The organism is Chryseomicrobium aureum (assembly GCF_016909155.1).
GTDB classification, from domain to species: domain Bacteria; phylum Bacillota; class Bacilli; order Bacillales_A; family Planococcaceae; genus Chryseomicrobium; species Chryseomicrobium aureum.
The window spans coordinates 111,800-137,962 of the sequence record NZ_JAFBFG010000003.1 but is presented as its reverse complement, the minus strand read 5'-3'; the positions used below and the strand labels follow the sequence as shown (position 1 = coordinate 137,962).

At 36.2% G+C, this 26,163-nt stretch carries 25 protein-coding genes; 22 read left to right on the top strand and 3 right to left on the bottom strand.

Features of this window, described 5'->3' with window-relative positions:
* The first annotated feature begins 8 nt into the window (after nucleotides 1-8).
* The 18 genes from JOD03_RS04910 to JOD03_RS04825 all read left to right on the top strand — a co-directional run bounded on the left by JOD03_RS04910 (nucleotide 9) and on the right by JOD03_RS04825 (nucleotide 19,929).
* The gene (locus tag JOD03_RS04910) at nucleotides 9-737 is read left to right on the top strand and encodes a YveK family protein (protein WP_204589722.1); all 729 of its coding nucleotides are present in this window, start codon (nucleotides 9-11) and stop codon (nucleotides 735-737) included.
* 3 nt (nucleotides 738-740) lie between these two features.
* On the top strand, nucleotides 741-1,448 hold the full coding sequence (locus JOD03_RS04905) for a CpsD/CapB family tyrosine-protein kinase (RefSeq protein ID WP_204589721.1): 708 nt from the start codon (nucleotides 741-743) through the stop codon (nucleotides 1,446-1,448).
* Nucleotides 1,449-1,462: 14 nt separating this feature from the next.
* Nucleotides 1,463-2,230 (top strand): tyrosine-protein phosphatase, encoded by a 768-nt coding sequence (locus JOD03_RS04900; protein ID WP_204589720.1) that lies wholly within the window; start codon nucleotides 1,463-1,465, stop codon nucleotides 2,228-2,230.
* A 344-nt stretch (nucleotides 2,231-2,574) separates the two neighbouring features.
* On the top strand, nucleotides 2,575-4,422 hold the full coding sequence (locus JOD03_RS04895; protein ID WP_204589719.1) for a nucleoside-diphosphate sugar epimerase/dehydratase: 1,848 nt from the start codon (nucleotides 2,575-2,577) through the stop codon (nucleotides 4,420-4,422).
* A gap of 169 nt (nucleotides 4,423-4,591) precedes the next feature.
* Entirely contained in the window at nucleotides 4,592-5,467 is an 876-nt protein-coding gene (gene galU / locus JOD03_RS04890; protein WP_204589718.1) for a UTP--glucose-1-phosphate uridylyltransferase GalU, read from the top strand.
* 161 nt (nucleotides 5,468-5,628) lie between these two features.
* Entirely contained in the window at nucleotides 5,629-6,864 is a 1,236-nt protein-coding gene (locus JOD03_RS04885; RefSeq protein WP_204589717.1) for a DegT/DnrJ/EryC1/StrS family aminotransferase, read from the top strand.
* Nucleotides 6,857-7,468, top strand: coding sequence for a sugar transferase (locus JOD03_RS04880; protein ID WP_204589737.1), 612 nt, complete (start codon nucleotides 6,857-6,859; stop codon nucleotides 7,466-7,468). Before JOD03_RS04885 ends, JOD03_RS04880 begins: the two co-directional genes overlap by 8 nt.
* Before the next feature lie 8 nt (nucleotides 7,469-7,476).
* Nucleotides 7,477-8,190, top strand: coding sequence for a GNAT family N-acetyltransferase (locus JOD03_RS04875; RefSeq protein ID WP_204589716.1), 714 nt, complete (start codon nucleotides 7,477-7,479; stop codon nucleotides 8,188-8,190).
* Between the two features lie 19 nt (nucleotides 8,191-8,209).
* Entirely contained in the window at nucleotides 8,210-9,403 is a 1,194-nt protein-coding gene (locus tag JOD03_RS04870) for a glycosyltransferase family 4 protein (protein ID WP_204589715.1), read from the top strand.
* A 10-nt stretch (nucleotides 9,404-9,413) separates the two neighbouring features.
* On the top strand, nucleotides 9,414-10,439 hold the full coding sequence (locus JOD03_RS04865; protein ID WP_204589714.1) for a polysaccharide biosynthesis protein: 1,026 nt from the start codon (nucleotides 9,414-9,416) through the stop codon (nucleotides 10,437-10,439).
* Nucleotides 10,421-11,536 carry a polysaccharide biosynthesis C-terminal domain-containing protein gene (locus JOD03_RS04860; RefSeq protein ID WP_204589713.1) on the top strand — a complete coding sequence of 372 codons (1,116 nt, stop codon included), beginning with the start codon at nucleotides 10,421-10,423 and terminating at the stop codon, nucleotides 11,534-11,536. The genes JOD03_RS04865 and JOD03_RS04860 overlap by 19 nt, the downstream gene beginning before the upstream one ends.
* Before the next feature lies 1 nt (nucleotide 11,537).
* Nucleotides 11,538-12,662 carry a non-hydrolyzing UDP-N-acetylglucosamine 2-epimerase gene (gene wecB, locus JOD03_RS04855; RefSeq protein ID WP_204589712.1) on the top strand — a complete coding sequence of 375 codons (1,125 nt, stop codon included), beginning with the start codon at nucleotides 11,538-11,540 and terminating at the stop codon, nucleotides 12,660-12,662.
* 21 nt (nucleotides 12,663-12,683) lie between these two features.
* The gene (locus JOD03_RS04850) at nucleotides 12,684-13,496 is read left to right on the top strand and encodes a glycosyltransferase family 2 protein (RefSeq protein ID WP_204589711.1); all 813 of its coding nucleotides are present in this window, start codon (nucleotides 12,684-12,686) and stop codon (nucleotides 13,494-13,496) included.
* A 15-nt stretch (nucleotides 13,497-13,511) separates the two neighbouring features.
* Nucleotides 13,512-14,723 carry a glycosyltransferase gene (locus JOD03_RS04845; RefSeq protein ID WP_204589710.1) on the top strand — a complete coding sequence of 404 codons (1,212 nt, stop codon included), beginning with the start codon at nucleotides 13,512-13,514 and terminating at the stop codon, nucleotides 14,721-14,723.
* Nucleotides 14,724-14,922: 199 nt separating this feature from the next.
* Nucleotides 14,923-16,011 (top strand): hypothetical protein, encoded by a 1,089-nt coding sequence (locus tag JOD03_RS04840; protein ID WP_204589709.1) that lies wholly within the window; start codon nucleotides 14,923-14,925, stop codon nucleotides 16,009-16,011.
* 28 nt (nucleotides 16,012-16,039) lie between these two features.
* Nucleotides 16,040-17,524 carry an oligosaccharide flippase family protein gene (locus JOD03_RS04835; protein ID WP_239584844.1) on the top strand — a complete coding sequence of 495 codons (1,485 nt, stop codon included), beginning with the start codon at nucleotides 16,040-16,042 and terminating at the stop codon, nucleotides 17,522-17,524.
* A 37-nt stretch (nucleotides 17,525-17,561) separates the two neighbouring features.
* Nucleotides 17,562-18,926 (top strand): UDP-glucose dehydrogenase family protein, encoded by a 1,365-nt coding sequence (locus tag JOD03_RS04830; protein ID WP_204589707.1) that lies wholly within the window; start codon nucleotides 17,562-17,564, stop codon nucleotides 18,924-18,926.
* Nucleotides 18,916-19,929 carry a GDP-mannose 4,6-dehydratase gene (locus JOD03_RS04825; RefSeq protein ID WP_204589706.1) on the top strand — a complete coding sequence of 338 codons (1,014 nt, stop codon included), beginning with the start codon at nucleotides 18,916-18,918 and terminating at the stop codon, nucleotides 19,927-19,929. The genes JOD03_RS04830 and JOD03_RS04825 overlap by 11 nt, the downstream gene beginning before the upstream one ends.
* A gap of 40 nt (nucleotides 19,930-19,969) precedes the next feature.
* Here JOD03_RS04825 and JOD03_RS04820 read toward each other — a convergent pair whose 3' ends face one another.
* Together JOD03_RS04820 and JOD03_RS04815 are read right to left on the bottom strand one after the other, a co-directional pair.
* Nucleotides 19,970-20,245: a hypothetical protein gene (locus JOD03_RS04820; protein WP_204589705.1), complete on the bottom strand. Its 276-nt coding sequence runs from the start codon at nucleotides 20,243-20,245 to the stop codon at nucleotides 19,970-19,972.
* A complete protein-coding gene (locus JOD03_RS04815) occupies nucleotides 20,245-20,625 on the bottom strand; it encodes a hypothetical protein (RefSeq protein ID WP_204589704.1) in 381 nt (126 codons plus the stop codon). Before JOD03_RS04815 ends, JOD03_RS04820 begins: the two co-directional genes overlap by 1 nt.
* 894 nt (nucleotides 20,626-21,519) lie before the next feature.
* Between JOD03_RS04815 and JOD03_RS04810 the strand changes: the two genes are divergently transcribed.
* The 3 genes from JOD03_RS04810 to JOD03_RS04800 all read left to right on the top strand — a co-directional run bounded on the left by JOD03_RS04810 (nucleotide 21,520) and on the right by JOD03_RS04800 (nucleotide 24,295).
* Nucleotides 21,520-22,095 (top strand): DUF6036 family nucleotidyltransferase, encoded by a 576-nt coding sequence (locus JOD03_RS04810; protein ID WP_204589703.1) that lies wholly within the window; start codon nucleotides 21,520-21,522, stop codon nucleotides 22,093-22,095.
* A gap of 16 nt (nucleotides 22,096-22,111) precedes the next feature.
* A complete protein-coding gene (locus tag JOD03_RS04805; RefSeq protein ID WP_204589702.1) occupies nucleotides 22,112-22,453 on the top strand; it encodes a hypothetical protein in 342 nt (113 codons plus the stop codon).
* A gap of 702 nt (nucleotides 22,454-23,155) precedes the next feature.
* A complete protein-coding gene (locus JOD03_RS04800; protein ID WP_204589701.1) occupies nucleotides 23,156-24,295 on the top strand; it encodes an SEC-C metal-binding domain-containing protein in 1,140 nt (379 codons plus the stop codon).
* Nucleotides 24,296-24,776: 481 nt separating this feature from the next.
* Here JOD03_RS04800 and JOD03_RS04795 read toward each other — a convergent pair whose 3' ends face one another.
* Nucleotides 24,777-25,136 (bottom strand): hypothetical protein, encoded by a 360-nt coding sequence (locus JOD03_RS04795; RefSeq protein WP_204589700.1) that lies wholly within the window; start codon nucleotides 25,134-25,136, stop codon nucleotides 24,777-24,779.
* Between the two features lie 322 nt (nucleotides 25,137-25,458).
* Between JOD03_RS04795 and JOD03_RS04790 the strand changes: the two genes are divergently transcribed.
* Nucleotides 25,459-25,770 carry a hypothetical protein gene (locus JOD03_RS04790; RefSeq protein ID WP_239584836.1) on the top strand — a complete coding sequence of 104 codons (312 nt, stop codon included), beginning with the start codon at nucleotides 25,459-25,461 and terminating at the stop codon, nucleotides 25,768-25,770.
* Nucleotides 25,771-26,163: the final 393 nt, after the last annotated feature.

The following is a 26,163-nucleotide window of genomic DNA, read 5'->3' as shown; positions in this document are numbered from 1 at the left end:
CGTACTCTATGGAAGAAACAATTAGTTTGCAAGACCTATTTGCGACTCTGAAGAAACATATATGGCTAATCATTGGGTCGACAATTACTGCAATCACACTTGCAGCCATTATCAGCTTTTTACTATTAACCCCGATGTACCAAGCATCAACGCAAATTCTCGTCAACCAAGAAAAAACAGAAGCAACTGCGATAACAGCGCAGGACATACAAACAAACGTACAGATTATTAATACATATAATGTCATTATGAAAAGTGCTGCGATTTTAGGGCTTGTGAAAGAAGAACTAAATCTTCCTGAATCGACTGGACAATTGAGTGAAAAACTTACAATTTCTAGTGAGCAAAATTCACAGGTCATCACGTTGACCGTAAAAGATGAAGATCCGTTCCGTGCAGAAGACATTGCCAACACAACTGCACAAGTATTCCAAACACAAATCGTTGACCTAATGAACGTGGATAACGTCAATATCCTGGCTCCAGCAAACGTTGGAGACAATCCATCTCCAGTTGAACCAAGCCCGACTTTGAACATGGCAATTGCCGCCGTTGTAGGACTGATGCTTGGTGTTGGTATTGCGTTCTTACTTGAGTACTTAGATACTACAGTGAAATCAACACAAGACGTCGAAGATTTGACAGGCTACCCAGTAATCGGAATGATCGCTACGATTTCTGATAAAGACTTGCAATCATCCCGACTTCAATTAACCAATCGAAGAAGGAAGGTGTAACGCATGGCTAAGAAAAAACCAAAACAAGCACTTCAATCAGTGGCACGGAAGCTTGTTACAAATGCAAATCCTTCTTCCGTCATTTCTGAACAGTTCCGTACATTACGAACAAATATCTCATTTTCTAGTTCGGATACAGAGATTCGCTCTCTAGTCTTCACATCTGGTTCACCTGGTGAAGGGAAATCCACAGTAGCTGCCAATACGGCCGTTGTATTCGCGCAAGAAGGGAAGCGCGTGTTACTCGTAGACGCAGATATGCGTAAGCCTACTGTGCATTACACATTCCATATGACCAACACGACCGGATTAAGTAACTTATTGACTCGTCAAGCAGCACTTGAAGACGTTGTGAAAGTGTCTGATCAAGATAATTTAAATATCATTACTTGCGGACCGATTCCACCAAACCCTTCAGAGTTATTAGGCTCTCGCACGATGGATGCTGTACTGATGGAAATGCTTCGAGCGTTCGACGTAGTTATTTTTGATGCCCCTCCAGTGCTAGCTGTTACCGATGCACAAATCATGGCAAACAAAGCAGATGGAACGATTCTCGTCTTGAATACAGCAAAGACTGAAAAAGACGCAGTTGAAAAATCAAAAGAATTACTTGAAAAATCAAATGCGAATGTTTTAGGGGTTGTCATGAACAACTATACCTATGAAAATGATGTCTACTATTACCAATACTACGGTAATGAGGAATAAGGAGGAAGGGATTTATGGTTGATATACATAGCCATATACTTGCGGGTGTCGATGACGGCCCAGAATCTATCGATGAAGCAGTGAGAATGTTGCGAAAAGCAGTAGATGAAGGAATCACAGACTTGATTGCAACTTCGCATGCTTATAACCCTCATTATCACGTTGGGAAAGCAGCTGTAGAGAAAAAGATGCTAGAATTACAACAAGTAATTGACGAGCATTCTATACCCATCACGATTCATGGTGGACAGGAACTGCGTATTCAGGACAAAACAGTAGATGTACTCAATAATGAAGAAGCTTTGACTCTTGCTGGTTCGCGCTATGCATTAATTGAACTCCCGAGTTCATCAGTGCCAAGTTTTACTGTTCCCCTGATTCAACAACTCATGACACAAAATATCGTGCCGATCATTGCGCATCCTGAACGTAATAAAGCTATCGTAGAGAAACCATCACGACTAGAGCGATTGATCTCACATGGTGCTTTAGCACAAGTGACATCAGGCAGTGTGGCGGGTCACTTTGGAAAAGGTGCGCAAAAAGCTGCGATGACATTGATTCGAAGTAATTTGATTCACTTCTATGGATCGGATGTGCACAATCTAACGACTCGTCCATTCTTATTTAACGAAGGATTAGATTATATGGATAAAGCGCATCTAACGGATTATGTAGATTTATTTTTAGAAAACAATGCCCGAATTTTAGAAAAGAAAGACGCGATTATTTTAGAGCCACATCTTGTGGCTGAAAAAAAATGGTGGAATGTTTTTGCGTAAAGTCTGACGGAACCTGTCAGGCTCTTTTTTTTCGACAATTTTACCGTTTTGGTAAAATCATTGAATTTAAAATGAACCCTTTTTCATAATAAATGATTAAATATACCTTTAAGTTTAATAGATTTAAATCATGTGGAATTATTTATAGTAGTAATATTTGATTTATACGGATTTTCCTATGTCGAATCACGTCGTCAAATAAATAATCGTCTAACTTTTGGTCTATACTTGCCATAGACCTAAGACCAAATGCCTTTTATGTTACAAGATGATTACAAAAAATCACTCGAAAAATGGCGGAAAAATGGTATACTAAATACTGATATTGGAAGGAGCGTGCGAACTTGTCGTTGCGTAAACGTATGTCGACATTAATCGTCGTCGATTCAGTTATAGTTCTATTTTCTATTTATATTGGTTATTTTTTCTTATACCCAATCGACAACCCATTTGCATCGAGTTATTTATTTGTTAGTTCACTTTCTATCTTTGTAGCTCATCATGCATTTGCATTTTATTACGGTTTGTATAAAAAAGTCTGGGAGTATGCGTCTATTCGAGAACTTGTGTCGATAGCACTAGCTGTAACATTTTCGATTCTCGTCGTAGCAGCAGCACAACTAGTCTTTACAGGAAACGTCATGCTTCGTGCTTTAATGATCACATGGATGTTACATATTCTGTTGATCGGTGGTTCGCGGCTTTCATGGCGCGTTATCCGAGATACCTTTATCCAATCGAGCAAACGTTTGAACAAAAAGCGCACACTCATTGTGGGTGCAGGGTCAGCCGGGATGATGGTAGCAAGACAATTACTCAAGAATCACGATACCCCACTGTATCCAGTGGCATTTGTCGATGATGATAAGAATAAAGCAGGTCTTGAGATTTTAGGTCTGAGTGTTTTGTATGACACAAAACAAATTAAAGAACATGTAGCAAATAATGAAATTGAGCAGATTATTATTGCAGTGCCTTCTGCAGATAAATCGACGCTGACGGTATTGAAACAACTTTCGGTAGATACAGGTGTCAAAGTACAAGCAATGCCTTTGATTGAAGACCTATTGACTGGGAAAGTATCCGTAAGTGACATTAAAGACGTAAAGATTGAAGATTTGCTTGGTCGCGAAGAAGTGCAACTTGATCTCAATGCGATTTCTGAGAAACTTACAGACAAGACGATCCTTGTCACCGGTGCAGGTGGCTCGATAGGGTCTGAAATCTGTCGCCAAGTTATGCGTTTTAACCCAAAACAATTGTTACTACTGGGTCATGGTGAAAATTCGATTTACTTAATAGACATGGAATTACGCGAAAAGGTTCCCCAAGGAACTGAAATCATTCCGGTCATTGCAGATGTGCAAGATCGGGAGCGCATCTTTGCCATTATGGAAGAATACAAGCCGGATGTAATCTACCATGCAGCTGCGCATAAGCATGTGCCACTCATGGAAGCGAATCCGTTAGAAGCGGTAAAGAACAATATTTACGGTACGAAGAACGTAGCAGAAGCTGCTGATACATTTGGTATCGGGTATTTTGTTCTTGTTTCAACAGACAAAGCGGTTAACCCACCGAACGTGATGGGCGCAACAAAACGTTTTGCAGAGATGATTGTACAGAACTTGGCGAAGACGAGTAAGACAAAGTTCGCTGCTGTACGATTTGGAAATGTACTAGGGTCACGGGGTTCCGTTGTACCTCTGTTTAAAAAGCAGATTGCTGCTGGTGGGCCAATCACTGTAACAGATCCTGAGATGACCCGTTACTTTATGACGATTCCAGAAGCATCACGACTAGTCATCCAAGCAGGAACTCTTGCAAAGGGTGGAGAAGTGTTCGTCTTGGATATGGGTGAGCCGGTGAAGATTGTGGACCTTGCGAAGAATGTCATTCAGTTGTCGGGTTATAGTGTCGAAGAGATCGGCATCAAGTTTTCTGGTATTCGACCAGGTGAAAAGATGTACGAAGAGCTTCTTGATCCAGCTGAGATCCAAGAAGGGTTTATCTTCCCGAAAATTCATATTGGACGTGCGACGCCGATTGTGGCGAGTGAGTTGAATTATGTGCTCGAGAAGTTGCCGACGATGGATGAGGGGCAGGTTAAGGCTGTGCTTGTGGGGCTTGCTAACAGGAAGAATGTTGGGAGTTTGATGGAGAGGAAGAAGAAGGAAGTTATGGCGAACTGACTTTGAACCTTCGGTCCGAAGCAGTGAAAAGTTCAAAAGATATGTCAGCCTTCGGCCGATGGTGAGATTTCGAACCTTCGGTCCGAATAAGGATTAAGTTCAAAAGATATGTCAGCCTTCGGTCGACAAGGGGAAAGCACCACCTTTGGTGTTGAAGGAGGAAAAGAAGTTGGTAAAAGTAAGGAAAGCAATTATTCCTGCTGCAGGATTGGGAACACGATTTTTACCTGCAACAAAAGCAATGCCTAAAGAGATGTTGCCGATTGTTGATAAACCGACGATTCAATATATTGTCGAAGAGGCGATTGCTTCTGGGATTGAAGATATTTTGATTGTTACAGGTAAAGGGAAGCGTGCGATTGAAGATCACTTTGATAACTCTTTTGAGCTTGAGCAGTTACTTGAGAGTAAAGGCAAACTTGATGTGCTAGATGAAGTGAAGAAATCATCGAATGTTGAGATTCACTATATTCGTCAAAAAGAGCCTAAAGGGTTAGGCCATGCTGTATGGTGTGCGCGTAAGTTCATAGGTGATGAGCCGTTTGCGGTTCTTCTCGGAGATGATATTGTCGATGCAGAAACCCCAGGGTTGAAGCAATTGATGAATGAGTATGATAAATTAGGTCGTTCTGTGATTGGTGTACAGACAGTTGGAGAGAATGAAACGCACCGTTATGGAATCGTTGATCCAGCAGTGCAAGATGGTCGACGTTATCAAGTGAATCAATTTGTTGAGAAGCCAGCTCCTGGAACTGCTCCTTCGAATCTTGCGATTATGGGACGTTATATTCTAACTCCCGAAATCTTCGAGATTTTGGAGAATCAAGAGACGGGTGCCGGTGGGGAGATTCAATTGACGGATGCGATTCAAACGTTGAATGAAAAGCAGTTTGTGTATGCGTATGATTTTGAAGGTACGCGTTATGATGTTGGAGAGAAACTAGGGTTCATTCAGACTACAATTGAAATGGCGTTGAAGCGTCCGGAATTGCGGGATGATTTGTTAGCGTATTTGGATAAGGTTGTAGCGAAAGAGACTATTTAATAGAAGAAACTCTGAAGAATGCACCCGGTGAGAGGCCGGTGTGCGTTTCTTTGTGAGAAAAGGTGAGTGTAAAGATTGCTGTATAGACTTTCAAATTTGAATCATGTGCCAAGTTTTGACCTATGATTGAATTCATCAATTAGTAAAGTGAGGATTTTAAAATGAATGCTTCAGAAATTAAGAATATTCCATTTTCACCCCCAGATATAACAGAGCAAGAAATTGCCGAAGTAATAGATACTCTTAAATCAGGCTGGATTACTACCGGTCCTAAAACGAAAGAATTTGAAAGAAGAATTGCTGATTATGTGGGAGTAAATAAAGCAGTGTGCTTGAACTCCGCAACTGCAGCAATGGAAATGACATTGAGAATTCTAGGAGTAGGTCCAGGGGATGAAGTGATTACCTCTGCTTATACATATACAGCATCTGCATCGGTTATTCATCATGTTGGAGCGGAAATTGTATTGGTCGATACACAGAAGGATTCCTTTGAGATGGATTATTCTCAACTAGCTTCTAAAATCACAGAAAATACTAAAGCAATAATTGCAGTAGATCTAGCAGGTAAGATTTGTAATTATGATGCAATTTATGAAGCAGTTGAATTAAAGAAGAATTTGTTTAAATCAGATAGCGAACTTCAAGAGACATATGGTCGAGTAGTAGTAATGTCGGATGCTGCTCATGCTTTCGGTGCCACTCAACATGACAAACAATGTGGTCAAATTGCAGATTTCACTTTTTATTCTTTCCATGCAGTTAAGAACCTCACAACTGCTGAAGGCGGAGCGGTGGTTTGGAAGAATGATAATCAACTCGATGATGAGTGGTTGTATAAACAGTACATGCTTTATAGCTTACATGGACAATCTAAAGATGCTCTTGCGAAAACACAAGTCGGTGCCTGGGAGTACGATATTTTATTACCTGCCTATAAATGCAATATGACAGATATCATGGCGAGTATTGGATTGGTTCAGTTAAAGAGATACGATCAAATCCTTGAAAGAAGAAAACAACTCATTGAAATGTATGATGAAGCATTTTTGAAAATTGGACTCGAACCATTAAATCATTATGGCGAAGGGTTCAACTCCTCTGGTCACTTATATCTCTTGAGAATACCAGGTTATAGTGAGCAACAAAGAAACGAATTGATTATTAAAATGGCTGAAGCTGGTATCTCAACAAATGTTCATTATAAGCCACTGCCTATGATGACAGCTTATCAGAACCTAGGTTTTAAAATTGAAGATTATCCAAATGCGTATAGTATGTATGTGAATGAGATTACTTTACCCTTGCACACTCTGTTAAAGGATGAAGAAGTAGCTTATGTTGTGAGTGTATTATCAGAGCAAGTAGTAGAAAGAGTTGAAGAATCAAATGTATAAAAGGTATTTTAAAAGATTGCTCGATTTAGTATTAGCTTTACTTGTACTACCATTTTGGTTATTGATGTTAGCTGTAATCGCACCAATTATTTATATTCAAGATAAGGGAACTCCATTTTATAACGCACCTCGTTTAGGAAAAGACGGGAAAGTATTTAAAATGTATAAGTTTCGTTCTATGAAGCTAAATGCACCTGACTTAAGAAATGAAGATGGATCAACATTCAACTCAGAGAATGATCCACGGCTCACTAGTATCGGGAAGTTTATTCGTAAAACTAGTTTGGATGAGACGCCTCAATTGTTGAACATTATTAAAGGTGATATGAGTATTTTAGGGCCGCGCCCAGATCTTCCGGACCATATGAATTTATATGAAGGTAATGAAGTGAGGAAGTTAGAGGTTAGACCAGGAGTAAGTGGTTATAATCAAGCGTACTTTCGGAACACTGTGCCATGGAAAGACAGAATTAAAAATGATATTTATTATATCGACAATTTAACATTTTTAATGGATATTAAAGTTTTTTTCAAGACAGCTATTTCTGTTCTTGGTCAGAAAGATGTATTTGTTGAAAAGACTAGCAATAGCAAAGAGAGTTGATTTATTAAATGAAATCAGAAAAATATACATACACACCATTGGAGTGGGATACAACCCACTTTGGAGTTATGTGTTCAAAATTAGTCTTGCATGCAGAAATTTCAGTGGAAAAATTAACTGATTTAATTGGCCAGAATATGAATGTACAGTTTATTACGATTGTAAATGAACAGTCTAATCCAATTAATTCAAGAGTTATAGGTGAGTTTACAAATGCATTCTTAGCAGATATCAACATTCAATTTCAGAAGAATATCTTAGAACAGCAGATTAGTGAAGGAATCAATATAACTAGTTCTTACCCTTACGATCAGAAGATTGTAGATTTAGCATCTTTTCAAGTGTCACGTTTCATTGAAGATCAGAAATTAAATGAACTAGGTGGGAAAGATGTATACAGAGAGTGGCTAAAGAATTCATTTAACAGAGATGATAAATTTTATGCCACTTCAGTTGGTAGTAATGGTGAGATAAATGGATTCGTATTATTTTCTTTCGCTAGCGAGAAGTGCATTATAGAATTAATCGCAGTAGATGTTAACTCGGCTATTAAAGGTATTGGCTCTAAGTTGTTCAAAACTGTGGAAGCATATGCGAATGATAGAGATATTAAAGTTTTACAAGTAGGAACACAAATTAGAAATCTAACAGCTATTAATTTTTACCATAAGATGGGCTGTAAGCAGGTTGGGTGCCATCAGGTATATCATTTGTGGAATTAATGAAAGAAGGTTTGATTGAATGAAGATTTTATACATAGCAACATCATTCCCGGAACCTTCCAAAGGGGCGACTATCTACACTGATTTAGCAGAGGCCTTACATGAGGCAGGACATGAAATCACGGTGGCCGTGTCTGAACAGAGTAAAAACAAAATAAATACTGAGTTGGGAATGGAGAGAGGTTTTTCTGTATTAAGAATTGTGACAGGTAATTATTACGATGTAAATTTCTTGGAAAAAGGAATTACCTCTTTAAAAATTCCAATCCTTATGAAAAAATATATTCGTAAATATTTAAAGGATCAAAAATTTGATTTTATACTTTTTGAATCTCCACCGACAACAAATGTTGACTTAATTGATTGGGTAAAAAAGGAATTTAAATGTCCAGCCTATTTAATGCTAAAGGATATTTTTCCTCAAAATGCTGTAGACTTAGGAATATTTACGAAGCGTAATCCCATTTACCATTACTTTTTATTTAAAGAAAAGAAGTTATATGATGTGGCTGATAAAATTGGTGTTATGTCTGAAGCCAACAAAAAGTATTTATTACAACACAATCACATAAATGAGATGAAAATAGAACTCTTTCCTAATACTAAGAAACTAATTAAAACCATACCTACTCATAATAACGAAATGAGAAATAGGTTGAATATACCTAACAACGTGACTCTCTTTCTTTTTGGGGGAAACATGGGGAAGCCGCAAAATATTAATTTGCTATCACGAGCAATTATACAATTTCAAAATGATTCTGAAGTATTTTTCTTATTTGTTGGAAGAGGAACAGAACGAAAACACATTGAAGAAACTATAAGTAAGTATAATATTACAAACGCGCATGTTTTAGATAATTTACCTAGAAACGAGTATGACAAAATTACGGTTGAATCAGATGTAGGATTAATAATGCTGGATCCTAATTTTACAATTCCAAATTATCCTTCTAGAATCCTATCCTATATGGAATTTGGTAAACCAGTTCTAGCGGCAACTGATGAAGTTACGGATATAGGGAAATTAATAATAGATGGTAATTTTGGCAAATGGGTTAACGGTAATGATGAAAAGGCTTTTTATGAGGCGATTAATGAATTAAAAAGCATAGATTTGAGAAATAAAATGGCTACTAATTCAAGAAAAGTAGTTGAAGAGCAATTCAACTTGAACAAGTCTGTTAAAATATTGGAAAATTTATTTAGTTAGGGTGGAGAACATGTTTAAAAATAAAGTATTATTAATTACTGGGGGAACAGGATCCTTCGGAAATGCTGTTATGAAACGCTTCTTACATACAGATGTAAAAGAAATTCGTATATTCTCTCGTGACGAGAAGAAGCAAGATGATATGCGGAAGAAATATAATGATGATAAATTGAAATTCTATTTAGGTGACGTAAGAAATATTGATAGCTTAAGAGATGCAATGTATGGAGTAGATTATGTATTCCATGCTGCTGCGTTGAAACAAGTTCCATCATGTGAGTTTTTCCCAATGGAAGCTGTTAAGACAAATATTATTGGAACTGACAATGTTGTAACTACAGCGGTTGAAGCTGGAGTCAATAAGGTAATATGTCTATCAACTGATAAAGCTGCCTATCCAATCAACGCTATGGGAATATCTAAAGCGATGATGGAAAAAGTATTTGTTGCAAAAGCAAATAAAGTGGATGCAGGGAAAACTCTTATCTGTGGTACTCGATATGGAAACGTTATGGCGTCACGTGGATCTGTTATTCCGTTATTCATTGAGCAGATTAAAGCAGGTAAAGACTTAACAGTTACAGACCCAGGAATGACTCGTTTCTTAATGAGCTTAGAAGATGCTGTGGAGCTTGTTGTCTTTGCATTCCAGAATGCTGAAGCCGGAGATATCATGGTTCAAAAATCGCCTGCGTCTACGATAGGTGAATTGGCGACTGCTTTAAAAGAATTATTTAATGTAGATAATAAAGTTCGTGTAATTGGCACTCGACATGGTGAAAAGATATTTGAAACTCTTTTAACAAGAGAAGAGCATGTTGTTGCACAAGACATGGGTGACTTTTACCGTGTACCGGCTGATAAGCGTGATCTGAACTACGACAAATATTTTGTGGAAGGTGATCAAAAACTTTCAACAGAACATGAATACAACTCGCATAACACCCATCGACTTACGATTCCTGAAATCAAAGAGAAATTATTAGCTTTAGACTATGTTCAAGAGGAGTTATCTAAATGGCAAGCAAAGAATTAAAGATTGCTATTACCGGTGCTAACGGATTCATTGGGAAGAATTTAATAACTGAACTTAAAAATCAAGGTTACTTAAATATTTCAAAGATTACTCGGGACACTACTAAAGAAGAGCTAAAGTCAATTCTAACTGAAGCAGAATTTGTTTTTCATTTGGCAGGTATTAATCGTCCAATTTCAGAAGATGAATTTGCAAAAGGTAACACAGATTTCACTCGACAGATTATCGAAGCTTTCTTCGACTTAAATAATATAGTTCCAATGGTAGTCACTTCATCTACTCAAGCGATTAATGAGAATGCATATGGACTTAGCAAGAAAGCTGCAGAAGAAATAGTTGAAAAATATGCAGAAGAAAATAATGTTGAATGCGGCATCTACCGTTTACCGAATGTATTTGGTAAATGGAGCAAACCAAACTATAATAGTGCTATTGCGACATTTTGTCATAATATCGCTCGCGACCTTCCTATCCAAGTGAATGATCCTAATGTAGAACTCACTTTAGTTTATATCGATGATGTAGTAAATGAATTCATCAAATGCTTAGATGGTATAGATACCCTTTATAAAGAACTACCAGTGGTGCATAAGAAGAAGCTTGGGGAAGTTGTTGAGTTAATTTACTCTTTTAAAGCTTCACGTGAAAATAGAAGCGTTCCGAAATTAGACGATCCATTTGAGAAGAAGTTATACAGTACGTACTTAAGCTTCTTACCTGAAGATCAATTTAGTTATGAATTAAAAATGAACGTGGACCAACGAGGTTCATTTACGGAGTTCATCAAAACTGTAGATAGAGGGCAAGTGTCTATAAATATCTCTAAACCAGGAATCATAAAAGGTAACCACTGGCATCACACAAAAAACGAGAAATTTTTGGTGGTGAGTGGGAATGGTGCCATTCGATTCCGAAAGCCAAATGAAGAAAAGATTATTGAGTACTTTGTAAGTGGAGAGAAGTTAGAAGTGGTGGATATTCCGGTGGGTTACACGCACAATATCGAAAATTTAGGAGAATCAGATATGGTGACGGTTATGTGGGTAAATGAACCATTCGACCCTGAAAATCCAGATACATATTTCTTGGAGGTTTAATATGAAGAAACTAAAAGTAATGACTGTAGTTGGTACACGACCAGAAATCATTCGTTTATCAGCAGTTATCAATAAATTAGAAGAGTCAAATGCAATTGAACATATTTTAGTTCATACAGGTCAGAACTATGACTATGAATTGAATGAAGTTTTCTTTGAAGACTTTAACTTGAAAAAGCCAGATTATTTCTTGAATGCAGCTACTGGTACTGCTGTAGAGACCGTAGGAAATATCTTAATTAAGATTGATCCCGTTCTGGAAGAAGTAAAACCAGATGCATTTCTAGTGCTCGGTGATACGAACAGTTGTCTATGTGCGATTGCTGCAAAACGTCGTCAAATTCCTATCTTCCACATGGAAGCAGGAAATCGCTGTTTTGATCAACGTGTACCAGAAGAGACAAATCGCAAAATTGTGGACCATGTAGCGGATATTAACCTTACATATTCTGATATAGCTAGAGAGTATCTACTGCGTGAAGGGTTATCTGCAGACCGCATTATTAAAACAGGTAGTCCCATGTTTGAAGTTCTAAACAGTCGTAAAAAAGAGATTGAAGAATCTGATGTATTGTCTCGTTTAGAATTAGAAGAAGGAAAGTATTTCTTGGTATCTGCCCACCGAGAAGAAAACATTATTTCTGAAAAGAATTTCTTAAACTTGGTTGATACATTAAATACGATTGCTGAAAAGTATGGCTATCCTGTCATTATCAGCACACATCCTAGAACAAAGAAAATGATTGAAAATAAAGGGATTAAGTTTCATGAAAATATCCAAACTCTCAAACCTTTAGGGTTTATTGATTACAACAAGTTGCAAATCAAATCTAAAGCAGTGCTGAGTGATAGTGGAACTATCAGTGAGGAGTCTTCCATTCTTAAATTCCGCGCGTTAAATATCCGCGAGGCGCATGAGCGTCCAGAGGCGATGGAAGAAGCTTCTGTTATGATGGTGGGGCTCGAAAAAGAGCGTATATTACAGGGACTTGAGATTCTTGAAAGCCAAAATCCAGATACGCTTCGCCAAGTTGCAGATTATTCAATGCCGAATGTCGGAGAAAAGGTTTTAAGAATCATCACGAGTTATTCTGATTATATTAAAACTAATGTATGGAAAAAATAAATTATTTACAAGGATGAAAAAATGGGAAATAAATTAATATCAGTAGCTATAGCTACTTATAACTCAGAATCTACAATAGTTGAAGCACTCGAGTCAATAATTAATCAAACATATAATAACTTTGAAATTATAATTTGTGATGATGGATCCACGGATAATACGATTAATATTATAAAAGATTATAGTGATAAGTATGAAAATATTTTTGTATATTTAAATGAGACGAATATGGGATTAGCGTTTTCATTAAATAAGTGTATAGCAAAGTCTAAAGGAGAATTTATTGCGAGACAGGATGCAGATGATAAGTCAGACCCAATGCGTTTTCAAAGACAATATGAGTTTTTACAAACTCATAGACAGTATCATTTTGTTGGTAGTTGGACGTATACTTATGATGATAAGGGAGTAAATGGAGTATATAAATTTCCTATTGAGCCTAATATGAAAAACTTAGTATGGGGATCTATATTTTGCCATGGTGCAATGTTGATTAGAAAAAGCGCTCTTGAAAAAGTAAATAATTATACAGTTAGTAATATCACTTATAGAGGTCAAGATTATGATCTTTGGTTAAAAATGTATGCAAATCAACTATTAGGTTACAATTTACCAGAATATTTATATTACTTTAGAGATGACGAAAATTCTTACAAAAGAAGAAAGAAATATAAGTATAGAATTGGAGAAGCAAGAATTAGATTAAAGCGATATCCGGAAATTAAGGCTCCTATATGGGCATACATTATTTGCTTAAAACCTTTAATAGCAGGTTTGACACCCTCTTTTTTACTTCAAAAATACCATAAACTGGTTATACTAAAAAATAGATAAGGAGATAATAAATATTTGAAATTACTATATATAAGCTCTGCAACCACTGAACTTAAAATTAAACATATAATTAAAAAATATTTAAATGGAAAGAATTTTAAAACTCCACAACAAACTTTCGATCTTTCAATTGCTAAAGGCTTAGCAAATTTTGCAAACAATAAAGTTATCTCTATACCTAGCGTTCCTTCCTACCCACAATCACATAAACTTTTTATTAATCTTAAAAAGGATATAGTTAGTGAGGAATTAGAGATAAATTACATGAAGCTAATAAATATCTCGATTTTAAAATCTATCCATATTTTTATAAATAGTTTAATAGAAATAATAAAATTTTCAAAAGAGTCAATTGCTAATAGAGTGGTAATATTGCATTGGCCCCTATATCCAACTATGTTATCTGCATTTATTGCTAAAAAAATTTTCAAAATAAAAGTTATATTAATTGTGCCTGATTTACCCGAATACAGTTCTTCATATAATACAACTGGATTTAAAGGTTTAATTATAAAATCTGTCAATAAAATCAAACCAAATATTATAAATAAATTTGATGGTTATGTATTATTAACCGAACCAATGATAAAAAAAATAAACATCCTTTCAAAACCGTATGTAATTATGGAAGGTCTTGTCTCTGAAGAACAAACTCTTTCCAACAATTTAATTAAGAGATATGATAAACCCATTGTTTTATATACTGGCGCTATCTATAAAAAATACGGTTTAGAATCTTTGGTCAGAGGATTTACAAAATATGTAGAAAAAGATGCTGAATTATGGATATATGGTGAAGGAGATTATGTAGAGGAACTTAAAATGTTCTCATTAAAGCACCCACAAATTAAATACTTTGGGGTTGCATTTAGAACGGAAATCCTAGAAATTCAAAGAAAATGTACATTGTTAGTAAACCCACGCCCATCTAACGAGGAATTTACAAAATTCTCCTTTCCTTCTAAAACTTTAGAGTATATGGCATCTGGAACTCCAGTAATTTCGACAAGATTGAAGGGAATCCCTAAAGAATATGATTCCTTTCTTTATTGGTTTGAAACTGAGAGTGAAGAGGGGTTTGGGAAAAAGATTAATGAGGTTTTAGAAAATGATATAAAAGATTTAATACGATTTGGAGAGAATAGTAAAGAGTGGGTTTTAAAAAACAAGAATTATCTAGCTCAAACTCAAAAAATTAAGACATTAATTGAAGAGCTAAATAATTGAGTGGGTGATTTTTATTATAAATACTGACGATTATAATCAGAAGATTTTAGGTAAGATCTTTCTAACATACTTGTTTATTACTTTGATTATTTTTGAGTTTGGTGCTTGGCCATGGCCAGTAACAAATAAATTTAAGCTCTATGTCTACCTTTTTATAAATTTCATTTTTTTATATTTAGGCTATTTGTATGGGTTAAGCTTGAAAACAAAATCAAGAGTAATAGGATTCTTTGGGAGATGGTATAATACATCATTAATATTAAGTATTGTTTTACTGATACCTACCTCTATTACTAGAACAGGACTATTATTTCCAGAATTGAATGTTTTTGCTGATTTAGGAAATGCTTATTTTCAAACTCAACAGGTCAGATTAAATAATAATTCATCAATAGAATATTTGCGAATGATTTTTGGGCCTTTTTTATTTTCATTATTGCCACTAACTCTATATTATTGGGGGAAAATACCTAAGTTTAAAAGATATTTAGCAATTTTAATAAGTGTACTATATCTTTTAATTTCATTTAATATGGGAATTAATAAGCTTTTAGTAGACTATTTAATTATTACAGTTGTTATCATAATAATAAAAAAAATTATTTTAGTAAATTTAAAACATAATATAATTGCCTTTTTTAAAAGATTGTCTATTTTAATTATAGTTGTGGTCTTTTTCAATCAATTTTTACTGTATTTTCAATCAACACAAACATCAAGAGTTGGGGAATCTATAGGAGAGTACAATATGCGTGCAGATATATATTCTGATGACCAGTCAGTTTTAGTTAATATTTTCCCAGAACAACTAAAAGTAGGAGTAATTCAGTTTCAGAGTTATATCTCTCAAGGATATTATGGTTTAAGTTTAGCCATGGAAGAAGAATTCACATGGACTTATGGAGTTGGTAATTCAATTTTTCTTTTAAACAATTTTGAGGCATTGTTTAACATTGAAATCTTTAGTAAAACATATCCATATAAAACTATCTCTAGTGGTTGGGATCCACTAATTACGTGGTCATCTATTTTTCCTTGGTTAGCTTCCGATATTACGTTTATGGGTACTATGTTTATTCTCTTTATACTTGGATACTTACTCGCTATCTCTTTAAAAGATCTTGTGGAAAAAAATAACTATTTGGCATTACCATTAATTTGTCAAGTGAGTATTATAATAATCTATATTCCTGCAAATAATCAAATGTTACAAATGGGAGAGTCTTTTTTCACGTTTATATTAACGTTGTTATTGTGGATTTTTACAAGAAGATTTAAAATAATCTAGCGGAAATGAAGGTTTTATTTTGGTGGAGATGTTTAAAAATAGGTTATTGAGAAACTCTTTTTTTAACCTTCTGGCTATGACTATAAATATTGTATCATTTATAATTATTACTCCTTATATAGTAAATTATTTAGGGGTGATTGGTTATGGCATTTATATCACTTTAATTGCCATTACTGGATTCATGTCTACGGTAGATCTTGGTTTGTCAGGGGCTTCGACAAGACAATTTAGTCATTTCTATTCAAAAGGCGAATTTAACAAATTTAATATTTCGTATACTACATCTTTATTTATTTATTTAGTGTTGGGTATACTATTAAACTTCATCATATTTATATTTAATAAAATGAATTTGATATATTATTTGTTTGATGATGGAGACGTAAATCAATATTCACTAGAATATGTACTATATCTAGGTGGTCTAATCATCTTATTAAATATGATTTTAATAGTTAGTTCAAATATTTCTATTGCACTACAAAAAAATAGTTTTAATGCACTTGGAAAAATATTCATTACAATAACTGAAGTTTCAGTAATAGCTTTTGTAATTTACCATGATTATTCAATTGTTGGACTAATGTATGCAAAGATTTCGAGTCTTTTAATTGGAATCTTAAGTTACTATTTGATAAATAAAAAAATCACAAATTATTTAAAATTACTTTTTTTATTTGATTCAAATATTTTCAGAGATTTGATAAGTTTTGGAGTATATAATTTAATAACTCAGATATCTAATGCGCTTATAGGACAAGCAGATAAAATAATTATCAACTTAATGTTGGGTCCGCAGTTTGTAACTTATTATTCGATTCCAATGTCAATTGCTCAAAGAATTCATTCCTTAGTAGCTACTGCAGCTAATGTGATTTTTCCTGCTACAGCAGAATTAAACAGCACTTCTTCAAAGTCAGAAATAAGAAGCCTATATTTAAAAACGCAGAATATAGTGTTTTTGTTTAGTGCCGTTCTAATATTTCCATTCATTTTTTTCTCGAAAGAAATACTGGAATTATGGATAGATGTAGAATTTGCAGAAAATGCATATTTCATTTTTCTCTTAATTCTAATATCATACTTATTTATAGGCAGTAATGTTACAGTTTATTTTATGTTCAATGGTTTAAATATGCCCAAATATAATGCATATTATGCAATAATTACCGCAGCAATAAAAATTATTTCAACAATCGTACTGATTTATTTCTTTGACTTAATTGGTGCGGGTATTTCCCTTTTATTAACAATAATTTTAATACCATTTTATATTCGATATTTTGAAAAAATGATTAATGTAAAAACCCACCATTATCTTTTAAATGGTTATATTCCTGTTATATTTGTTTTTATTATAACTTTTTCAATGTCCCTTTTAATAAAATCTAATTTGAACATTTGGGGAATTGGTTTGATGTCTTTTTTGCTAGTTTTTCTAGGAATAGTAGCATTATATAAATTAGATTTTTTTAAGAAAAACAATATAAATATATTTCCAAGTGCATAGTTAATTTTGGATTTATTACAAGAGGTGCAATGTAAATATGAAACAATATAAGATAGTAGTAAGTGGTACCGGCTACGTTGGCCTAGTAGCCGGTGTAACATTCGCCGAAATGGGTCATCAAGTATTATGTGTCGATATAGATCAGGACAAAGTAGAACTTATGAAATCTGGTACATCCCCAATTTTCGAATCAGGCTTAGAAGAGCTCATGAAGAAAAACTTCGCTGCGGGTCGCATTGATTATACAACTGATTTTCAATCAGCATATAAAGATGCCGATGCAATTTTTATTGGGGTTGGAACTCCAGAACAACCGGATGGATCTGCAAATCTTTCATATATTGCTACTGTAGCTCGTCAAATTGCAGAATCTGTAGAAAAAGATTGTTTAGTAGTTGTTAAATCAACTGTCCCAATCGGTACGAATGATAAAGTAGAGCAATTTATTCAAGACTTCTTAGTAAATGATGTGCGTGTAGAAGTAGCATCGAACCCTGAGTTCTTAGCACAAGGATCTGCGGTGCATGACACATTGCATGCTGAGCGTATTGTCATTGGAACTGAGAGTAAATGGGCAGAAGAAATATTAATGAAAATCTATGAGCCTTTCAATATTCCAATGGTATCTGTAAATCGTCGTTCCGCAGAGATGATTAAGTATGCTTCGAATGACTTCTTAGCACTGAAGATTTCGTATATGAATGACATTGCGAATTTGTGTGAATTGGTTGGTGCTGATGTTCAAGAAGTGGCGAAGGGTATGAGCTATGATGCTCGTATTGGAAGTAAGTTCTTGAATGCTGGGATTGGTTTTGGTGGATCTTGTTTCCCAAAAGATACCAAAGCTTTGGAACATATTGCGCGTGAGAATGGATATGATCTGAAGACTGTGAAAGCTGCAGTAGATGTGAATGCCGAACAAAAAGTGAAGTTGTTTAAGAAAGCTGCAAAACGACTTATCACGTTCTCTGGTCTTAAAGTAGCTGTATTAGGTTTGACATTCAAACCAGGAACAGATGATTTACGAGAGGCAGCTTCTTTAGACAATGTGAAGTTATTGCTTGAAAAAGGTGCTGACATCTTTGCATTTGATCCAGTAGGTGCTGAGAATTTCAAACGCTTCTATCCAGAAGGTAAGAACTTAAATGGAACCATCACATACGTTGGTTCTCCTCAAGCTGCTTTAAAGGATGCAAATGTTGCTTTCTTATTTACAGAGTGGCCAGAAGTCAAAGCCGTTTCTCCTATTGAATACATAGAACTTATGCAAACGCCATTAGTGTACGATGGACGCAATGTGTATGTAGTTGAAGAGATGCAACAAGCAAATGTTGAATATCATTCAATCGGGCGTATGGCAACGGAGCGAGTTCGTGAAGGAGTTGTAAGTAGTGGAAAATAATCAACTTACATATTTAGTGACAGGAGCTGCCGGTTTTATCGGCAGCTATTTATCTAAGGCGTATCTTGATCGAGGGATTAAAGTTGTAGGGCTAGATAACTTGAATTCTTATTATAATGTTCAGTTAAAAGAAGATAGATTAGTTAAGCTTAATGGACACCCGAACTTTTCCTTTGTAAAAGGGGATCTTGCAGATAAGGCGTTTATGTTGAATTTGTTTGCTGAGAATAAGTTTGATGTAGTGGTGAACTTGGCTGCTCAAGCAGGTGTACGCTATTCGATTGAAAATCCAGATGCTTATATAGAGAGTAATGTAACTGGATTCTTTAATATCATCGAAGCATGTAGAGCTTATCCAGTCAAACACTTGATCTATGCTTCTTCGAGTTCGGTATACGGCTCTAACAAAAAAGTTCCGTTTGAAGAGAGGGATTTTGTGGATACACCTGTCTCCTTATATGCAGCTACTAAGAAAACGAATGAATTGATGGCGCACACGTATAGCCATCTTTATAAGATTCCTGCAACAGGTCTGCGCTTCTTCACAGTTTATGGACCAATGGGGCGTCCAGATATGGCCTACTTTGGATTTACTGATAAGTACTTCGCAGGTGAAAGCATCAAGATCTATAACAATGGTGATTTTGATAATGACCTTTACCGTGACTTTACTTATATTGATGATATCGTTGAAGGTATCGTGCGCTTAACGGATCAGCCACCTACTGGAGAAGTTGCACACAAGGTGTACAACATTGGTAATAATAACCCTGAGAAATTGATGCACTTTATCCATGCGCTTGAAGGCGCACTTTCAAAAGCTCTAGGTAAAGAGGTTGAATTCAAGAAAGAGTTTGAACCAATCAAGCCAGGGGATGTGCCAGCGACTTACGCATCTACAGATGCTCTTCAAAAAGCAGTTGGGTTTAAGCCTCAGACTTCTATTGAGGATGGGTTGGAGAAATTCGCTCGGTGGTATGTGGAATATTATAAAAAGAAATAAAAGAACACCGTTTGGAATTTTATTCTAAACGGTGTTTAATTTATCCAAATCTATTTCTTTTATATACATCGACAAGAATAATTGTCATATTGAGATCATCGATGGTAAATAGAAAACGGTAATTTTTTATTTTGTGAACATATACTTTATTATTTTTATCTTTGAAAAGCTTAATATTATTATAAGAATAGATTGCATTCTTGTTATTATTTGAAAGGTTATTATAGAATTCTAATAAATAATCTTGGAATTTTATATCATTCTCTGATAAGTTTATTATTTTCTTTTTTAATTTATCATTTATTAATATTTCCATTACTTTTTCTTCTCCAAATCTTTAATTAGAGCTGACAATTCAGTTAAACCTCCTAAATCGCCTCTGTCAAGTCTATCAACTGCAAATTTAACAGCTGAATCTCCAACTTCATCGAATAATTTATCTTTAAACCTCTCTATAGCATCAGACTTCTCTAAAAGGTTTCGATCATGAATGTAAAGAAAGTAGTTATAGGTTATTAATAAAATAGTAAAACTAATCATGAAATATAGTAACCAAGACTTCAACATTGCTCCCCACTCAAGAACCCCATTAATTGTTATTTCTGCTATTAAAGCACTACATAATATACCAAATATTAATGTTGAGATTATATTTGCAGAAACTTTTATTAATGGAGAAAAAATGAACTTTGACATTATACATATTCCTCGTCAATAATTTTTCTCTATACAAATATTATAGCATTGAAAACAAATGCCTGTCACCTTCACAATTCACATTGTGAAAATTGAAAAGGTGACCACTGTGCACCGTACAATTCTATAATTATCCAGGCGACCTTGATCTACCAATAATAATCGGTACCTGTGCAACGCACAATTCACTACAATTCTATAATTATTCAGACGACCTTGATCTACTGTAACTGCTAAATTAGAAGAAGCACTTTTCTACAATTAATATTGTGCAGTTTAAAAATCGGTACCTGTGCACGAAACAATTCAACACAATTTGCTTCAAACTAGGTACCTGTCCCAAAAACAATTCGGACAATGAAGATTATTCACTGGGTATGCACTAGGAACCCGCATTCCTGTGTTAAAAACTGGATAAACATAAATTGTGTTGAAGTTGTGTGGGTACCAGGTACCTTTTGGGGGCTGCTTCCAATTGTAGTGGAGTGGTGATTGTCAGTAAGAGAAGTGAGTTAGTAAAGAAGAGCTAGCAAGCAAGATCCGGGAGAAGATGGATGAAGATGTCCACCAAGTGCCGGATTTCTTCTCATGTGTCAGGAAAGAAATGAAGAAGATAAACAGAAGCATATTGAAGATTTCCTGTTGGCATTGTAGTCAAATACGGCGGCCTGTCATAAACATAATTTGGACAGAGATATAAATAGAGTGACAGGCCGGATATGGTGTAAATCTCCATTTTTGAACTTTCTGTTCTTAAAAGCCCTTGCTTCTTTCTCAAAAAGGTTCCTATCGCCACCACCAACACGGACACTCAATAAAAATCCAAACGGTTGTATAGAGTATTCTAAGCATTTATACTGAATATACTAACAAGACGTCTAGTAGGAATGGAGCGTGAGTACACTGGCTGCCTTTGGAGATAAAATGACAGAGATAGAATCCATACTAGTCGCGCTAGACGAGCTCGATGTGTTATGTGAGATACGCAATATCCGAGCAGAAATCTTATTGCTTGGAGGAGCTGCATTGTTGCTTCATATGCAGCAAGCAGATAGAAAATTTCGCCCTACCCGTGACATCGATATCAATATCCTATCGTCTACCGATGCGAAGGGGTTCATGGACATCTTAAGTGAACTTGCGATTGATATCGTGGGCGGTATTATGGAGGTCCCGCCTGCAGAAGATTTTAAAGAAAGAGACAGGTTTCGTTTAGAAGGCACACGCTTCACCCATATAGATGTATATGTGCCATCGATCGAGTTGCTCGCATGTAGCAAAATCTTTTCGAGACGGGAAAAAGATTTGAAAGATTTAGAGGAAACAGATCTCCTAGAGCTATGTGATCTAGATAGTTTATTTGAACTTGTAGAAGAATATAAAGACTTTCTGCTCAATCCTAATGATCCTAATTCAAATCATCATCAACTAAAGGAGATTCTCAAAAGAAAAGGCATAAATATAAACTAGTCAAGGAGGTGGCGCAGTGGAACTTATTTCGAAACTACAAGAACAACTAGTCGAAGAAAAGGAAATGCTGAAAACGGGTGCAACATCTTATCGTTATCGCACGGCCACACTAGCCCTTGATTTTTTGCCCTACGTGACATCTGCAGACATGTTGAAATCGCGAGAACTTCTACAAATACAGCTAGAAAAAACTTGGCCGACGCTTGATGAAGATAGAATTGCAGACATAGCAAAGTTTTTACATGTCTCTTATGTACAATTAGCCAATCAACTGAACCGGTCATCCGAGATGAAACAGTTACTGGACCAAAGAAGAGCGAATAGAGAAAAGTTTACTTTGAAGTTGGTCAAAGGTTAAATAGGTACCTGTCCCAAAAACAATTCGGGCAATCAAGATTATTCATGAGATATGCAAAATGAACCCGCATTCCTGTGTTTGAAAGTGGGTAATCATAAATTGCGTTGAAGTTGTGTGGGGTCCAGGTACCTTTTGGGAACTGCTTCCATCTCTAGTTTTTGAAGATAGTAAGTACTTTTTCAAATCCTTATTTTCAGCCCCGATTTAAATTAGGTACCTGTCCCAAAAACAATTCGGACAATCAAGATTATTCATGAGATATGCAAAATGAACCCGCATTCCTGCGTTGGATAATGGGTAATTATAAATTGTGTTGAAGTTGTGTGGGGTCCAGGTACCTTTTGGGAGCTACTTCCATTTGTAATGAGATGAAGTAAAGGCAATACTTAATGAAAATCTAATAGACCCCGGGAGTTGCTGGATGAAATGTCCACCAACTGCCGGGGATTTTGTCTAAAAAGAAATAGTTGTATACACTATCCATCCACCACTGCTCAACCCCTTCCATCTTTTTTTCCACGTTGGACAAAGTCTATCTGCCTATCCTGCCTGCCCTCTAAACACACCCATCCGCGACTCCTTTTTAAAGATTCCATAAAAATAAATCTGAAAAAACAAATCTTCCTCGACCCTTAAAAAATCTCCCTCAATTAATAAATCCTTGCTACACTAAATAAAACAGAAAGAGAAGGAGCGGCCAAAATGAGCAAACCTACTAGTTGGGAGCAGATGGAGCGGGAAGCAGCGCGCCAAGAAAAACGGTGGCGGCAATCTGTCACGATCGATAGTTCTTACGAAGAGACCCTGGAACGCTATCTAAAGAAAGAGCTCGTCGAAGTGGTGGATTACTATCGTCTGTCAGGAATCCGCCGCATGACGAAGCCCCACTTGATCAAAGACTTTGCGGCACATCGAGACCTGGCTATGCACTATCTTTTAGAGCGCTTGAGTGACGCCCAGTTGCAACTCTTTTTGGAAGTAAAAGAACAAGGGTCTATCCCGATTGACAGTCCCGTGACACAAAAGGTCGGCTGGTGGTGGCGAACCACACTCCTCGTTCCGGCAACGATTGATGACAAACTTGTTCTATTCATTCCAAAAGATGTCCGGGAAAGCAAGGTGATTGAACTATTTGAGGGAGAGTTGAAAGAAAGAGCCAAACAGAACAAAGTCATCTTGGCCTTTACACGTGGCTTATTGAATACATATGGGGTACTTCGACTAGCTGATCTATACGCAAAGTTGCGCGCATTTGGCGTCATAGAAGGACCTAAAGACTACCAGCACGTCCGAGATCTTCTGTGGGTGCAACAAGACTTTTATGAAGAACTGTTGCTCGACGGGAATTTAGCTGTCGTGCCTGGTCTCGAAAATCCCTATGCGCTCTTTGATCAGCTTAGTGATCGCAGTGATCTGAAACCTGTTGAATTGACTCCGACAGAAGTGGTGAAGCGTGCATACGAAAGCTACTATCTCGACTTTCCGGAATACAAAAGACTCGCGCTGTATTTGGAGAAAGTGACAAAATTAGAGCCTGACGAAGTCGAAGGGATGCTGTTCGATTTCGGTGTGCAGCTTAACAACCAAGTGCCTTTCAATGAATTACTAAACGAAATATTCAGGAATCTAAAACTAGTGACGCCTGAAATCATGCAGGAAACAATCCGACTTGCAAAGGCAGCAAAAGATGTGACACCACATTATGCCTTGAAAGGGCATACACCAGGGTCACTATTCCAAGAACAGAAATCACAAGCCACAATCCGTGCGTCTACAGAAATCGGGCGCAATGACAAATGCCCCTGTGGAAGCGGGAAGAAATACAAGAAATGTTGTATGTAACAAATAGGTACCCAAACAGAAACCTGTCCCAAAAACAATTCGGACAATCAAGATTATTCATGAGATATGCAAAAAGAACCCGCATTCCTGCGTTGGAAAGTGAATAATCATAAATAGTGTTGAAGTTGTGTGGGGTCCAGGTACCTTTTGGGAGCTGTTTCCATATCTGATTTTTGCGAATACAAACTAGCATTTCAAACTAGCTTTTTCCGCATGTTTTAAAGTTGATCACTACTAATTCATCATTAACAAAAAAGGTACCTGTCCCAAAAAACAATTCGGACAATGAAGATTATTCACTGGCTATGCACTGGGAACCCGCATTCCTATGTTAAAAACTGGATAAACATAAATTGTGTTGAAGTTGTGTGGGGTCCAGGTACCTTTTGGGAGCTGCTTCCATATCTGATTTTTGCGCATACAAACTAGCATTTCAAACTAGCTTTTTCCGCATGTTTTAAACTTGATCTCCACTAAGTTGTCATTCAGGGCAGTCCACCACGGGCTGTCCTTTTTCATCTTCCGGCACCATCGTTCGCATGCCGCGGATCCTCCGATTACGCAGCACCAAAGCCTTGAACGGAACAAGTGCCTGCGAATGCACCTCTTCTTTGTATCGCCCGTCCTCGATCGCAAAGAACGTCCGGTGCAAGACAAACGCCAAATACCCTTCTTTGTTCGGAGCAAAAGGATAGGGGAGCAAGTTCGGGAGGTAGGTCGTGTCAAGAAAACGCGGGGGAATGAGATCTGAGAAGGCATAATAGGGGAAGCTGCTGTAAGGATAGTCCTCAAGGGATTCGACCATTAAAATAGGTACCTGTCCCAAAAACAATTCGGACAATCAAGACTATTCACCGGATATACAAAATGAACCCGCATTCCTGTGTTAAAAACTGGATAATCATAAAATGTGTTGAAGTTGTGTGGGGTCCAGGTACATTTTGGTAGTCGTTTCCATCTCTAGTTTCTGCGGATACCAGATTCCTTTTCAAAAATATATAAGAGTTATTCCGTAAAACAGTTGGTTTTGTTTTGCTGTTCTATTATAATTTTTCACTTTTACAATAGAACTTGATTCGAATCAATTTTTATTTCATAGAAACATCCTATACTAGAGTCATCAACAAGGAATACAAATGAAAATGAAATTGGAGGGAATCAACATGCAAAGATATATATTAAGTAAAAAGAATTCCATTACACTGATCAGTGCAATTTTGATTGCACTTGCATTCTTCGGACGATTTTCCTTAGACAACATGGCCATTTTCAATTGGTCGCTCATCATTGCATCCATTCTTGGTGTGGCGCCGATTGCAATCCAAGCCTATCAGGCATTAAAAGTAAAAGTTGTCAGTATTGATGTTTTAGTTGAAAATCGGTACCTGTGCACAAAACAATTCAACACAATTTGCATAAACGGAGGAGGGACCTTGCTATTGCTAGGTTCCTCCTTCATATGTATTGAATTGTAGTGAATAGACAGAGTAGTGTGGTGCACAGGTACCTCAGAGGGGAATTCTGGAAATCTCTACACAGATCCCTCAGAGAGGAATTCTTAAGAAAAAGTTCTGATCTGTAATCATCAGTATATACCAAGTTCGTCTGATTCTGATGCGAGTCACTCCGCCCGCTAGTTAAAGCGCTCTCGACCGAAAAGCGTATCTGTTCGTTCGTCGTCCTTCTAAAAATCTGAGTTATCTTCACACCTTGTTTCTTTAATTGATGTACTTCAATATAAATCAAACGTTTTTCCTCCATTTGCTTCCTCCTAGAGACAGATACCTATAGTCAAAGGGATGAGATAGTTGAATAAAAAGTGTGCAACGTAAATGAGCAAAAACTGTTCACTTTATTTGGCGGTTACA

Excerpts from the sequence above, each read along its gene's own strand:
- JOD03_RS04910 (WP_204589722.1), top strand. The coding sequence starts at position 9 with ATGGAAGAAACAATTAGTTTGCAAGACCTATTTGCGACTCTGAAGAAA.
- JOD03_RS04850 (WP_204589711.1), top strand. The coding sequence starts at position 12,684 with ATGGGAAATAAATTAATATCAGTAGCTATAGCTACTTATAACTCAGAA.
- JOD03_RS04820 (WP_204589705.1), bottom strand. The coding sequence starts at position 20,245 with ATGGAAATATTAATAAATGATAAATTAAAAAAGAAAATAATAAACTTA.
- JOD03_RS04865 (WP_204589714.1), top strand. The coding sequence starts at position 9,414 with ATGTTTAAAAATAAAGTATTATTAATTACTGGGGGAACAGGATCCTTC.
- JOD03_RS04885 (WP_204589717.1), top strand. The coding sequence starts at position 5,629 with ATGAATGCTTCAGAAATTAAGAATATTCCATTTTCACCCCCAGATATA.
- JOD03_RS04870 (WP_204589715.1), top strand. The coding sequence starts at position 8,210 with ATGAAGATTTTATACATAGCAACATCATTCCCGGAACCTTCCAAAGGG.
- JOD03_RS04790 (WP_239584836.1), top strand. The coding sequence starts at position 25,459 with ATGCAAAGATATATATTAAGTAAAAAGAATTCCATTACACTGATCAGT.
- JOD03_RS04815 (WP_204589704.1), bottom strand. The coding sequence starts at position 20,625 with ATGTCAAAGTTCATTTTTTCTCCATTAATAAAAGTTTCTGCAAATATA.
- JOD03_RS04880 (WP_204589737.1), top strand. The coding sequence starts at position 6,857 with ATGTATAAAAGGTATTTTAAAAGATTGCTCGATTTAGTATTAGCTTTA.
- wecB (WP_204589712.1), top strand. The coding sequence starts at position 11,538 with ATGAAGAAACTAAAAGTAATGACTGTAGTTGGTACACGACCAGAAATC.
- JOD03_RS04875 (WP_204589716.1), top strand. The coding sequence starts at position 7,477 with ATGAAATCAGAAAAATATACATACACACCATTGGAGTGGGATACAACC.
- JOD03_RS04835 (WP_239584844.1), top strand. The coding sequence starts at position 16,040 with ATGTTTAAAAATAGGTTATTGAGAAACTCTTTTTTTAACCTTCTGGCT.
- JOD03_RS04800 (WP_204589701.1), top strand. The coding sequence starts at position 23,156 with ATGAGCAAACCTACTAGTTGGGAGCAGATGGAGCGGGAAGCAGCGCGC.
- JOD03_RS04905 (WP_204589721.1), top strand. The coding sequence starts at position 741 with ATGGCTAAGAAAAAACCAAAACAAGCACTTCAATCAGTGGCACGGAAG.
- JOD03_RS04830 (WP_204589707.1), top strand. The coding sequence starts at position 17,562 with ATGAAACAATATAAGATAGTAGTAAGTGGTACCGGCTACGTTGGCCTA.
- JOD03_RS04900 (WP_204589720.1), top strand. The coding sequence starts at position 1,463 with ATGGTTGATATACATAGCCATATACTTGCGGGTGTCGATGACGGCCCA.
- JOD03_RS04860 (WP_204589713.1), top strand. The coding sequence starts at position 10,421 with ATGGCAAGCAAAGAATTAAAGATTGCTATTACCGGTGCTAACGGATTC.